Here is an 11,688-nt window from a genome sequence, read left to right as displayed (position 1 = left end):
AGAATTTCTTGTGTAGAACATTAGAATGACACCGTCCTTTTCAATCCTTTTCTTTATTATAAAATGAAAAAATGGATAATTTAAGGAAAAAAATAAGACTGTCGAGATTTTCTCGACAGCCTGAGGACCATGGTTCGCCATGGTCCTTTTCTTCAGTTCCTCAGCTCCTCCAGCGTCTCTTCCCACCGCCGCAAAACCGCCGCTTCATCCTTCAGCTCAATCTGAACGCCGGAGATGATATCGGCGTATTTTGCGATATCTTCCCGGGCCGCTTCGACGGTGCCGGCGAAGCGCGCTCTCGGGTGTTTGGCGTCTTTTAATTCGGGCAGTTTTTTTAAAGACAGCCGCACATAATGTGCTTTGCCTTTCCAGCAAGTGACGAAGAGCGCCCGGCCTGTTCTCGCGATGTTCGCGGTTGTCGTTGTGCCTTGCCAGAGAGCCAGGCGGATGTCGGTTTTGTTCAAGGCGAGGATTTCACCGGCGCTGATCATCGCTGTGTGCGGCCAGCCTTCTTCTGTGACGGTCTGGAGCATCATCGCTTCGCGCCGCTTTCCGGCGAGTTTCTCTCCGTTTAACAGCTGAAATAATTCGTTTGATAGCTGAGCCATGCCGGATGCCTCCCTTTAGATTTTCCGATCTGGAACCGCTGGCACTTGTACGGCTGTTTCGACTTCAGAAGGGTCGATTTTAAAGGCCGGATTGTATTTTTCAGGATTTGTGATCGTCTCCGGCTCCGATGATCTCCAAGTGAAAAAGCAGTGCTGACATTGATAAACTTCCCAGGCTCCTTCAACGGGTGACTTGCTGACGGTTTCCGCTTTTTTTAATTCGCAGCGCGGACATGTATGCATGATGAAACACTCTCCTCTTTTATTGATTTAGCAGATTCATTAGTTTCGCTTCCCACTCTTTCGTTCCTATAGGGGAATCGAGCGGTTGTGAATAGTGTCCTCTTGTTTCCGGGGCCACAGGTGTTGTCGCGTCCAAGATCATTTTGTGGGTGATTCCCGCCGGTTCAGAACCCGGGTCAAGCGCCAGAACGGATAAATCCGGGATAATGACTGCATCGTGTTTTGGATGCATTTTCGTTGAAATGGCCCACATCACTTGCGGGAGATTAAACGGATCGACGTCTTCGTCAACGAGGATCACCATTTTGCAGTAGCCGAGGCCGTGCGGCGTCGTCAGCGCGCGCATACCGACAGCTTTGGCGAATCCGCCGTAGCGGCTTTTCGTTGAGACAATGGCGATCAAGCCGTGTGTATACATCGCGTTTACCGCGACAATTTCATTCGGATAGGCCTCTTTTAGCTGCTGGTAAAGCGGCACACATGTATTAATGCCGACCATGTAGTCAACCTCAGTCCAAGGCATGCCTAAATAGAGGTGTTCAAAAATCGGGTTGTTGCGGTGGCAGACGCGCTTGATTTTGATGATCGGCATGCTTCTTCCGCCTGAATAGTGGCCGGTAAACTCGCCGAACGGGCCTTCATACTCGCGTTCGCCCGCCAGGATCTCACCTTCGAGAACCACTTCCGCGCCCCATGGGATATCTAAGTTAGACAGTTTTGATTTGACGATTTTATAAGGTTCACCTTGCAAGGCCCCTGCCATTTCGTATTCTGATTGATCGTATAAGAGCGGTGTGGATGCCGCCGTTGCAATGACCGGTTCGCAGCCGAGCGCAATCGTGACAGGCAGGTTTTCGCCGCGCTCTTCAGCCTGACGCAGGTGGATTGCAATATCATGCTGCGGGACGGGCTGAATGCCGAGACGGTCTTTTCCTTTTACCTGCAGTCTGTACATGCCGACGTTTTGTTTGCCGAAGTGTTCCGGATCCTCGACATCTCTGGAAATGACGCATGCCTTGTCTAAATAAAAGCCGCCGTCGCCCTGATTGATGCGGAAGAGCGGCAGAATGTCAAACAGGTTGATGTCTTCTGTGATGTCGTTTTCGTGAAACGGCGCTGTCTCCTCTCTTTGCACTTTTACAGGAAATTGATCATAGCGGCGTGCGAATTCAAAGAACTGTTCTTTGACCGGCGTGTCTTTCGGAAGGCCGAGCATTAACGCGTGGTTCGGCCAGGAGCTGATGACATTCAGGGCGATTTGGGCATTGTTATAGCCGTAAATGTTGTTGAATAAAAGAGCGGGTGATTTGTCTCCGAGGTTATTGGCGGCGCGTGCAGCGGCACCCAAATCGGGTTCCGGCTTCACCTCTTCCTGAACTTCAAGAAGCTGTCCTTCTTTTTTCAGCGTGTTTAAAAAATCTCTAAAATCTTGATAAGCCATTCTGTTATCCTCCTTATTTCTTCTGTTTCATTCCTTCCCAGCGCTTCGCTTCAGACAGATGGATTCCAAATTGGTCCAGCGTCCGGAATACGATATGGTCGACCATTTCGGTCAAATTTTGGGGATGATTATAAAAAGCCGGCATCGGCGGCAGGATCACCGCGCCCATTTTTGTCAGCTCAAGCATGTTTTCAAGATGAATCTGGTTCAGCGGCGTCTCCCTTGTTAACAGCACAAGCTTTTTCCGTTCCTTCAGCATGACGTCCGCCGAACGGGTCAACAGGTTATCCGCCATACCGGTGCGAATGCCCGCCAACGTCTTCATGCTGCACGGTGCGACAATCATTCCGTCCGTTTGAAAGGAACCGCTTGAAATGCGGGCCGCCTGGTCTTTGTGGGAATACGTAAAAGATGCGAGCTTTTCTACGTCTTTCATCGTATATCCCGTTTCGTGCAGAATCGTTGCCGCTGCCCACGGAGAGATGACTAGGTGTGTCTCTGCGTCGGTTTTCTTCAGCCACTCCAGCATCCGCACGCCAAATATCGCGCCGGTCGCGCCCGTAATTCCGACGATGATGTTCATATGCGCCCCCCTTTCCCTCTTGGTGCTTCAGTTAAAATGATACGCCTCTATTTACCATATTGAAAATATCTGTTAAATCTATATATAATACTTTAAAGGTATAAAAAGGAGTGCCGAGAAAATGGATATTCGCCAGTTAAAGTACTTTGTTACGATTGCACAGGAAGGAAAGATTACAACGGCGGCGAAACGGCTTCATATCGCCCAGCCGCCCCTCTCCAGACAGTTGAAGCAGATGGAAGAGGAGCTCGGAGTCGTTTTATTTGACCGGAACAAAAAGAAAAACCTGACGCTGACCTATGAAGGAGAAGTGTTTTTGAAAAGAGCAAAAGAAATCCTGCACAAGCTTGAGGATTCCATCTTGGAGGTTCGGGAGCTGCGTGAAGAAGTCAACGGAACCCTTGCCGTCGGTTCAACGATTTACTGTGCGGCTCTATTGCTCTCAAAAGTCTCGAAGATCAGGGAAATGTACCCGAATTTAATGTTTAACATTTGGGAAGGTGAGCCTTCACGGCTGAGCGGGCTCTTGGAAAACCGGCAGATCGATGCAGCGGTCACGACAACGCCTTTCCACAGCAAAAATATCGAAGCAAAGAGCCTGCCGGAGGTCCCATGCAAGCTCGTTCTTCCGGGGAATCAGTCGTATGGCTTAAAAGGGGAAGCTGGAATGAAAGAAATTGCCGGTCTGCCGCTGATTCTGCTCAGACCGTCGCACGGAAAAGGGATTTATGATGAGGTCGTCCATCACTTTCACTCATTGGACCTTGAGCCGAAGGTCGTCTGTGAGTGCCATGATTCTACAACGCTCCTCAGCCTTGTCACCTCGGGATTCGGAGCAACGATTCTGCCGCTGTCCATGCTGCCGGCGCATTTTGCGCGTCATGTTCAGACATTGGAGATTCAAGACAATCCGTTTATTCTGCAGCCATCTGTCGTTTGGCGGGCCGGCAGTTTTCTGCCGAAGCCCGTAAGAGAGTTTTTGGCTTTATTTTGATAAAAAAAGAAAAGGCATCATGCCGATGCCTTCTCCTTTTCATTGGTTACAGCAGCTTCTTCCCTAACAGCGATTCGATCAGTTCGACGGCCGCCTCACCGGTTTTATTTTTATGATCAAGTATCGGGTTGACTTCAACAAACTCGGCAGAAGTAATGATATCTGCGTCATAAAGCATTTCCATCGCCAAATGGCTTTCCCTGTAGCTGATGCCTCCGACGACAGGGGTGCCGACTCCCGGAGCGTCGCTCGGATCAAGACCGTCCAGATCGAGGCTCAGATGAATGCCGTCGCAATTTGCTGACAGATACTCGATCGTTTCCTCTATCACCTTCGTCATGCCAAGCCTGTCGATTTCGTGCATGGTGTAGACTTTCATGCCGGTTTCACGGATATATTTGCGCTCTCCTTCATCAAGCGAGCGGGCACCAATGATGACGACATGCTCCGGCTTGACTTTCGGCGTATAGCCGTGAAGGTTGACCAGCTTTTCGTGGCCGACACCGAGACTTACCGCCAGCGGCATACCGTGGATGTTGCCTGACGGCGATGTCTCCAGCGTATTTAAGTCGCCGTGTGCGTCATACCAAATCACGCCGAGTTGTTGATAATGCTTGGCTACCCCCGCCAATGTCCCGATGGCTATGCTGTGGTCTCCGCCCAACACGAGCGGGAAGCGGCGCTGCTCGATGACATTGTCGACGATATCAGCCAGCTTGCGGTTTCCTTCGAGTACGGAAACTAAATTTTTCAGCCCTTCGTCTCCTTTTGGCTGATCGCGATTGATCGGCACATCGCCCAGATCATCGATATCATAGCCAAGCTCGGTCAGACGTTCCACGATATGAGCGTAGCGAATCGCGCTCGGTCCCATATCCACACCGCGCCGCGCCTGTCCCAAGTCCATCGGCATTCCAATCAGAGAAACTTGCTTATTCATCAATAACCACCTCATCGTTTGTTTTGTTTTGATAGATCAATGCTTCTTGTCGCTCAAGACCCTGGCGTTTTTTCACAAATACGTGATAAACAAAGTAGCAGGCCGACATGAACAAAATCCCGCAGTACAATGCCATCCTCTGCTCTGAATCAAAGGCAAGGCTCACAAGGACGGCGCTGTTTAAAATAAATCCCGTCAGCGGCAAATAAGGGTAAAGAGGCGTTTTAAATTTCAAGTCTTCAACCTTACCGCCTTCTTTAACATATCTTCTGCGAAATAGCAGCTGTGATACCGTAATCGTGATCCAGCCGACTTGTGCGCTTAAACCGGCTAGAGACAGAAGCCAGATGTAGAGCGTTTCCGCGGCAACTACGCTTGAGACGAGGGACAAACCCGCAAAACCGAGCGTGATCCACAGCGCATTCATCGGGATCCCTCTTTTATTGACCCGGCTTAAAGCCTGAGCGGCCATTCCTTCTTTCGCAAGAGAGTAAAGCATCCTTGTCGATGCGTACAAACCCGAATTCGCCACCGATAATAAAGCAATTAAAATAACAAAGTTCATCAGATCGGCGGCATACGGAATGCCAATTTGTTCAAATACGACAACGAACGGGCTTTCAACAACCCCCGCTTTTTCCCATGGAATCAACCCCGCCAGGACAAATACGGACAGGCCGAAAAACACGAGTGTCCGCCAGACCGTCTGTTTGATGGAGCGGGGCACCGTTTTTTCCGGATTTTCGCTTTCCCCCGCCGCGATCCCGATCAGCTCTGTCCCTTGAAAGGCAAAGTTGACGGTGATCATCGTGATAAAGATCGCGCCGAATCCGTTTGGAAAAATTCCGTCTCCAATCAGATTGGAAAAGAACGGTGCAGCCTGTCCGTCTTTCATATCGATAAATCCGAACATCGCGCCTCCGCCGAGGATAATAAACAGAAGGATGACGATAATTTTAATGCCGGACAGCCAAAATTCCGATTCCCCGAAGGCTTTCGCCGATAGCGCGTTAAGCGAAAAAAGCAGCAGACCGAAAATCAAACACCATATCCAGACGCCGACATCGGGAAACCACCTTTTCATCAGCTGCCCCGCCGACAGAAATTCCAAAGCAACCGTAACCGACCAGCCGAGCCAGTAGATCCAGCCGACGGCAAATCCTGTGGCAGGCCCGATAAATTTTGTCGCGTACGTCTGAAAAGAGCCTGAAACCGGCATTGCCACTGCGAGCTCCCCGAGGCAAAGCATCGTAAAATACATGATCATTCCGCCCGCTAAATAAGAAAGAATCGCGCCGATCGGCCCGGCTTCATTGATCGTATATCCTGTTCCAAGAAAAAAGCCGGTTCCGATGACGCCGCCAAGCGAGATCATAAACAAATGGCGTGATTTCATCGTTCTTTTCAGTGTATATTGTTCACGGTTTTCATGGTTCAAACCGCCTTCACCCCTTCCGTTTCCATTCTCCCTAATGTCATCTCCCCCTATGACATATAGACTATTTTTTAAATCTTCTGAACATTTTCCTGATATTTCAATTTTTGACAAACTTCGCACATGCGGCGAAAAAACGGGCTGAACAATCCCCTTATTGTTCAGCCGTCCGCTTTACTTCGACAAAACACGGGTAATCTTTTCAATCGCCCAATCCAAATCCTCATTTGAAATAACAAGAGGAGGCGCAAAGCGAATCACCGTTTCATGCGTTTCTTTGCAGAGCAGGCCTTCTTCTTTCAAACGCTCGCAATACGGACGCGCCGCCTCGGTCAGCTCAACCCCGATGAACAGCCCTCTGCCGCGCACTTCTTTGATTTTTGGATTATCGATTTGCGAGAGCTTCTCTTTAAAATATTCCCCGAGCTCCAGCGACCGTTCAGCGAGCCGCTCATCTTCCAACACTTCAAGGGCGGCGATCGATACGGCGCATGCAAGCGGGTTCCCTCCGAAAGTCGACCCGTGTGAGCCGGGATTAAACACGCCAAGCACATCCCTGTTTGCAGCAATACACGATATTGGGAACACGCCGCCTCCGAGCGCTTTTCCTAAAATGTACATGTCCGGTGTGACATCCTCCCAATCAGAGGCGAACATTTTGCCTGTTCGTGCAAGCCCTGACTGTATTTCGTCAGCGATAAACAAGACATTGCGTTCTTTACAGACTTCTGCAGCCTGTTTCAAAAAGCCTTCCGGCGGAATGACAATACCCGCTTCACCCTGAATCGGCTCAATTAAGAAAGCGGCCGTATTCGGTGTGATCGCCTGTTTCAGCGCCTCCAGATCCCCGTATGGAATCAGCTTGATGCCAGGAAGCATCGGCCCGAAACCACGTTTATACTCTTCTTCTGATGAAAGCGACACAGCCAGCATCGTCCGGCCGTGAAAATTGCCTACACATGCGATAATTTCAGCCTTATTGTCCGGAACGCCTTTTACATCATAAGCCCAGCGCCGGGCTGCTTTAATCGCGGACTCAACCGCTTCCGCTCCGGTGTTCATCGGCAGAACCATATCTTTCCCCGTTAATGAAGCGACCTTTTCATAGAAAGGACCAAGCTGGTCATTGTGAAAAGCTCTCGACGTCAATGTGATTTTGTCGGCCTGATCTTTTAACGCCTGGATGATTTTCGGATGCCTGTGCCCTTGATTCACTGCGGAATAAGCGCTCAGCATATCCATGTATCGGTTGCCTTCCGGATCTTTCACCCACGCGCCTTCCGCTTCAGAAATCACGATCGGCAGAGGATGATAGTTATTCGCGCCAAAATGTGCGGTTTGCTTCATAATTTTCTCGGACTTTGATAGAACCGTCATTCTGATTCCTCCTTCTTATTTTTGGACATACATGCCAGATGTCGTATTTTGTTTCACACTATTTTATATGCAAGGATCGTGCCAATCCTTAAAACCGCAAATTTTCAGAACATTGCATGTATAATTCGCAAAAAATTTTGCGGTCTTTATTCAAAGGTGCAAAAATAAATGCATATTTTTTTGCACCCTTATCAAATCTTCACTTACAATGGAGAGACAGTTACGAACAAAGGGGGATGTCACTTGCTGAAGAATTATGATTTACTCAAGCTTATTTTTCAAAGAATTATAGATGAAATCGATATCGGCTTGCATGTCGTCGACGAAAACGGCACATCTGTTGTCTATAACAAAAAAATGAGCCAGATTGAAGGGATGGATGTCAACGATGTGCTCGGCAAAAACGTGCTGGACGTGTTTACCTTTGCCAGCCAATATGACAGCACTCTCCTGCAGGCGCTGCATCACGGGAAAACGAACAAAAACGTCAAGCAGACCTACTTCAATAACAAGGGCCAGGAAATTACGACCGTCAATCATACGTTTCCCATTATGGAAAACGGGAATACGAAAGGAGCGGTTGAGATTGCCAAAGATGTCACAAAGCTTGAACGGCTGATCAGAGAAAATATGAACAAAACAGAAAACACAAAGTATACGTTTGACAGTCTGATCGGCGTCAGCCCGGTGTTCAAGGAAGTCATTGAACATGCAAAGCGGGCGACCCGGACCTCTTCCTCCATTCTCATCGTCGGCGACACCGGAACCGGAAAAGAACTGTTCGCCCAAAGTATACATAACGGAAGCCAGCGGTCGACTGGCCCATTCATCTCACAAAACTGCGCAGCCCTCCCGGAAAGCCTCGTTGAAGGCCTTTTATTCGGCACGGCCAAAGGCGCATTCACGGGTGCCGTCGATCGCCCGGGTCTTTTCGAACAAGCAGACGGCGGCACACTTCTCCTTGACGAGATCAATTCTTTGGACTTCAGCTTGCAGGCAAAGCTTTTGCGCGCGATTCAAGAAAAAACGATCAGGCGGATCGGCGCTTCGAAGGATACTCCGATCGATGTCAGGATCATCGCGACGATGAACGAAGATCCAGTCGACGCGGTCAGCGGGCAAAGACTTCGAAAAGATTTGTATTACAGGCTGAGTGTCGTCACCTTGTTCATTCCTCCATTAAAAGATCGAAAGGAAGATATCATGCCGCTCACCCAGCATTTTATCGACAAATACAACGCATTGTTCCAAATGGAGGTCAAAGGTTTTGAAGAAGAAGTGCAGCGGTTTCTGCTTTCATATGATTGGCCGGGAAACGTCAGAGAACTTGAACATTTAATTGAAGGCGCCATGAATTTGATGTCTTACGAAGACAAACTCGAGCTCACGCACCTTCCATTGCAATACAGGACAAAACCAGCGGCAAAAAAGCAGCTGCCGCAGCAGGGCTATGATCTGTTCGCCCCGCTTCCTTCCGTCTCGGCAGCTCCTTTGAAGGAACAAATCGAGAATGCCGAAAAGTATTATATTCAAAAAACCGTTAAAAAATGCAATTACAATGTGTCCCAAGCGGCGCGGGTTCTGGGGATCAGCAGGCAGAGCCTGCAATACAGGCTTAAAAAATGGAAGATCCGTTTTGATCAGGAATCAGAATGATTATCACTAAAAACGAATTTCTTGACTCATACTAAAAAAGGTTTATGCTTTACTTTTGTAAGACCGTTAAGTACAATCATATCAACTAAATCCAATCAGAAAAGTGGGGAATAAAATGAAGAAAGCAATATTCGCTGTATTACTGACGCTGTTGATCACCGTGATGGCCGCATGCGGCGCGTCAGGGGACAATTCCAAGGATAAAAACGCAGCAGGCGACAGCCTCTGGTCTTCAATTAAAGATAAAGGCGTTTTGACCGTCGGTACTGAAGGAACGTACGAACCATTTACATTCCACGATAAAAAAACAGATCAATTAACAGGTTATGATGTCGAAGTGATGCAGGAAGTCGCCAAGCGCCTCAACCTGAAAGCTGAATTTAAAGAAACGCAGTGGGACAGCATGTTTGCCGGCCTCAACTCCAAGCGTTTTGACGTCGTTGCCAACCAAGTCGGGAAAAAAGACCGTGAAAATCAGTATGATTTTTCCGATTCATATACAACTTCCCAAGCCGTCGTTGTCACAAAAGCGGACAACAACGATATAAAAGCTGAAGGGGACGTCAAAGGGAAAAAAGCTGCACAATCTTTGACAAGCAACTATAATGACCTTGCGAAAAACGCCGGCGCTGAAATCGAAGGCGTGGAAGGAATGGCTCAAGCGTTTCAGTTGATTCAGCAGGGCCGTGTCGACCTCACCTTTAACGATAAACTGGCGGTGCTGAACTATTTGAAGACATCAGGAAACAAAAACCTGAAAGTCGCTTTTGAAACAGGCGAGCCGCAAACTACGCATTTTGCTTTCCGCAAAGGAAGCGGCGAGCTGGTTGACAAGGTCAACTCCGCGCTGAAAGACATGAAAGAGGATGGCACACTCGCGAAAATAGCGAAGAAATGGTTTGGCGAAGATGTTTCTAAATAATATACAAGCGGCGGCCATCGGCGCGGCGATCCCCTGGGATCTTGTGCGTGAATCATTTTGGCCGATCTTTTTAAGGGGAATCTATTACTCGATTCCCCTTGCCATTCTCTCTTTTATATTCGGTATGATCATCGCATTGATCACGGCGCTGGCGAGAATGTCCAAATCCCGCATTTTAAGAGCGGTTTTCGGCATTTATGTCTCAGCGATCCGCGGAACGCCGCTGCTCGTTCAGCTATTCATTATTTTTTACTTGTTTCCAGCATTTCAAATCACGATTGACCCGTTTCCGAGCGCGATCATTGCCTTTTCATTAAATGTCGGCGCATATGCTTCGGAAATCATCAGGGCTTCCATCCTTTCCGTTCCGAAAGGGCAGTGGGAAGCGGCTTATTCGATTGGAATGACTCAAAAAACGGCCCTTACCAGGGTCATCCTGCCGCAGGCTGTACGCGTGTCGATTCCGCCATTATCCAATACATTCATCAGCTTGGTTAAAGACACATCGCTTGCGTCACAAATTCTTGTTGCTGAATTATTCCGGAAAGCCCAGGAAATCGGGGCCAGCAATCTAGACCAAATTTTAATCATTTATATGGAAGCCGCATTCATCTATTGGATCATCTGCTTTGTTCTCGCGCTTGTTCAGCAGCAGATTGAACGGCGATTGGACCGGTATGTGGCCAGGTAAGGAGGGAAATAGACAATGCTTGCGATCAAAGGGCTGAATAAATCCTTCGGCGAAAACGAGATCTTAAAAAAAATCGACCTGAACATCGAAAAAGGAAAAGTGATCGCCATCTTAGGGCCTTCCGGTTCCGGCAAGACGACGCTGCTTCGCTGCCTGAACGCTTTGGAAATTCCGAACCGCGGCATTCTTTCTTTTGACGATTTCACCATCGATTTTTCCAAGAAAAATAAACCGGCTGACCTCCTTCGACTGCGGAGAAAGTCGGGAATGGTGTTTCAGGCCTATCACCTGTTCCCGCACCGCACCGTGCTTGAAAATGTGATGGAAGGGCCGGTAAAAGTGCAAAAGCGCAATAAAGAAGAAGTCAAAAAGGAAGCCGTTCAGCTTCTGCAAAAGGTCGGCCTAGAAGACAAAATGGACCTTTATCCATTCCAGCTTTCCGGGGGACAGCAGCAACGCGTCGGGATCGCCCGCGCTCTGGCCATCAAGCCAGAACTGATGCTTTTTGACGAGCCCACATCGGCGCTTGACCCCGAGCTGGTCGGTGAAGTGCTGAAAGTCATGAAAGACCTTGCAAATGAGGGCTGGACGATGGTTGTCGTCACCCACGAAATCAAATTCGCGCAGGATGTCGCAGACGAAGTCGTCTTTATCGACGGCGGCGTCATCGTCGAACAGGGTCCGCCTGAACAAATTTTCTCAGCCCCTAAGGAAGAACGAACAAAACAGTTTTTAAACCGGATTTTGAATCCTGTATAAACAAAACAGCCTGATCTCTCTGGATCAGGCTGTTCTTTT

The 11,688-nt window shown here is 48.7% G+C and carries 12 protein-coding genes; 5 read left to right on the top strand and 7 right to left on the bottom strand.

Features of this window, described 5'->3' with window-relative positions; all coding sequences use genetic code 11:
- Window positions 1–152: 152 nt before the first annotated feature.
- From KI350_RS14785 to KI350_RS14770, 4 genes are read right to left on the bottom strand one after another with little or no spacing between them, the layout of a single operon-like run.
- On the bottom strand, window positions 153–608 hold the full coding sequence (locus KI350_RS14785) for a PNPOx family protein (protein WP_020450131.1): 456 nt from the start codon (window positions 606–608) through the stop codon (window positions 153–155).
- Window positions 609–623: 15 nt separating this feature from the next.
- On the bottom strand, window positions 624–851 hold the full coding sequence (locus KI350_RS14780) for a non-oxidative hydroxyarylic acid decarboxylases subunit D (protein WP_020450130.1): 228 nt from the start codon (window positions 849–851) through the stop codon (window positions 624–626).
- Between the two features lie 19 nt (window positions 852–870).
- Window positions 871–2,292 (bottom strand): non-oxidative hydroxyarylic acid decarboxylases subunit C, encoded by a 1,422-nt coding sequence (locus KI350_RS14775; protein WP_020450129.1) that lies wholly within the window; start codon window positions 2,290–2,292, stop codon window positions 871–873.
- A gap of 13 nt (window positions 2,293–2,305) precedes the next feature.
- Window positions 2,306–2,875, bottom strand: a complete 570-nt coding sequence (locus KI350_RS14770; RefSeq protein WP_020450128.1) for a non-oxidative hydroxyarylic acid decarboxylases subunit B — start codon at window positions 2,873–2,875, stop codon at window positions 2,306–2,308.
- Between the two features lie 121 nt (window positions 2,876–2,996).
- On the opposite strand from KI350_RS14770, the gene KI350_RS14765 reads away from it, so the two are divergent.
- Complete coding sequence (locus KI350_RS14765; RefSeq protein ID WP_020450127.1) at window positions 2,997–3,869, top strand: LysR family transcriptional regulator; 873 nt, start codon at window positions 2,997–2,999, stop codon at window positions 3,867–3,869.
- A 46-nt stretch (window positions 3,870–3,915) separates the two neighbouring features.
- Here the strand turns inward: KI350_RS14765 and rocF are convergent, their stop codons facing one another.
- From rocF to KI350_RS14750, 3 genes are all read right to left on the bottom strand, one after another.
- Window positions 3,916–4,809 (bottom strand): arginase, encoded by an 894-nt coding sequence (rocF, locus tag KI350_RS14760; RefSeq protein ID WP_020450126.1) that lies wholly within the window; start codon window positions 4,807–4,809, stop codon window positions 3,916–3,918.
- Window positions 4,802–6,205, bottom strand: coding sequence for an amino acid permease (locus KI350_RS14755; protein WP_223254835.1), 1,404 nt, complete (start codon window positions 6,203–6,205; stop codon window positions 4,802–4,804). The genes rocF and KI350_RS14755 overlap by 8 nt, the downstream gene beginning before the upstream one ends.
- A 213-nt stretch (window positions 6,206–6,418) precedes the next feature.
- The gene (locus KI350_RS14750) at window positions 6,419–7,621 is read right to left on the bottom strand and encodes an ornithine--oxo-acid transaminase (protein WP_020450124.1); all 1,203 of its coding nucleotides are present in this window, start codon (window positions 7,619–7,621) and stop codon (window positions 6,419–6,421) included.
- A gap of 243 nt (window positions 7,622–7,864) precedes the next feature.
- Between KI350_RS14750 and KI350_RS14745 the strand changes: the two genes are divergently transcribed.
- The 4 genes from KI350_RS14745 to KI350_RS14730 all read left to right on the top strand — a co-directional run bounded on the left by KI350_RS14745 (window position 7,865) and on the right by KI350_RS14730 (window position 11,649).
- Window positions 7,865–9,277: a sigma-54 interaction domain-containing protein gene (locus tag KI350_RS14745; protein ID WP_065643681.1), complete on the top strand. Its 1,413-nt coding sequence runs from the start codon at window positions 7,865–7,867 to the stop codon at window positions 9,275–9,277.
- Between the two features lie 115 nt (window positions 9,278–9,392).
- Complete coding sequence (gene tcyA, locus KI350_RS14740; protein WP_020450122.1) at window positions 9,393–10,199, top strand: cystine ABC transporter substrate-binding lipoprotein TcyA; 807 nt, start codon at window positions 9,393–9,395, stop codon at window positions 10,197–10,199.
- Window positions 10,186–10,890, top strand: coding sequence for an amino acid ABC transporter permease (locus tag KI350_RS14735; RefSeq protein WP_020450121.1), 705 nt, complete (start codon window positions 10,186–10,188; stop codon window positions 10,888–10,890). Before tcyA ends, KI350_RS14735 begins: the two co-directional genes overlap by 14 nt.
- Window positions 10,891–10,905: 15 nt before the next feature.
- On the top strand, window positions 10,906–11,649 hold the full coding sequence (locus KI350_RS14730; RefSeq protein WP_003178866.1) for an amino acid ABC transporter ATP-binding protein: 744 nt from the start codon (window positions 10,906–10,908) through the stop codon (window positions 11,647–11,649).
- Window positions 11,650–11,688 lie beyond the last annotated feature (39 nt).

The sequence above is a fragment of the Bacillus sp. J41TS8 genome (genome assembly GCF_018333035.1).
GTDB classification, from domain to species: domain Bacteria; phylum Bacillota; class Bacilli; order Bacillales; family Bacillaceae; genus Bacillus; species Bacillus paralicheniformis.
The sequence above is the reverse complement of the archived record's forward strand: the minus strand, read 5'-3'. Positions and strand labels throughout refer to the sequence as shown.

What these genes read in the sequence shown, in the direction of transcription:
- rocF (WP_020450126.1), bottom strand. Translation starts at nt 4,809, where the DNA reads ATGAATAAGCAAGTTTCTCTGATTGGAATGCCGATGGACTTGGGACAG.
- KI350_RS14750 (WP_020450124.1), bottom strand. Translation starts at nt 7,621, where the DNA reads ATGACGGTTCTATCAAAGTCCGAGAAAATTATGAAGCAAACCGCACAT.
- KI350_RS14780 (WP_020450130.1), bottom strand. Translation starts at nt 851, where the DNA reads ATGCATACATGTCCGCGCTGCGAATTAAAAAAAGCGGAAACCGTCAGC.
- KI350_RS14785 (WP_020450131.1), bottom strand. Translation starts at nt 608, where the DNA reads ATGGCTCAGCTATCAAACGAATTATTTCAGCTGTTAAACGGAGAGAAA.
- KI350_RS14735 (WP_020450121.1), top strand. Translation starts at nt 10,186, where the DNA reads ATGTTTCTAAATAATATACAAGCGGCGGCCATCGGCGCGGCGATCCCC.
- tcyA (WP_020450122.1), top strand. Translation starts at nt 9,393, where the DNA reads ATGAAGAAAGCAATATTCGCTGTATTACTGACGCTGTTGATCACCGTG.
- KI350_RS14730 (WP_003178866.1), top strand. Translation starts at nt 10,906, where the DNA reads ATGCTTGCGATCAAAGGGCTGAATAAATCCTTCGGCGAAAACGAGATC.
- KI350_RS14775 (WP_020450129.1), bottom strand. Translation starts at nt 2,292, where the DNA reads ATGGCTTATCAAGATTTTAGAGATTTTTTAAACACGCTGAAAAAAGAA.
- KI350_RS14770 (WP_020450128.1), bottom strand. Translation starts at nt 2,875, where the DNA reads ATGAACATCATCGTCGGAATTACGGGCGCGACCGGCGCGATATTTGGC.
- KI350_RS14755 (WP_223254835.1), bottom strand. Translation starts at nt 6,205, where the DNA reads ATGAAATCACGCCATTTGTTTATGATCTCGCTTGGCGGCGTCATCGGA.
- KI350_RS14765 (WP_020450127.1), top strand. Translation starts at nt 2,997, where the DNA reads ATGGATATTCGCCAGTTAAAGTACTTTGTTACGATTGCACAGGAAGGA.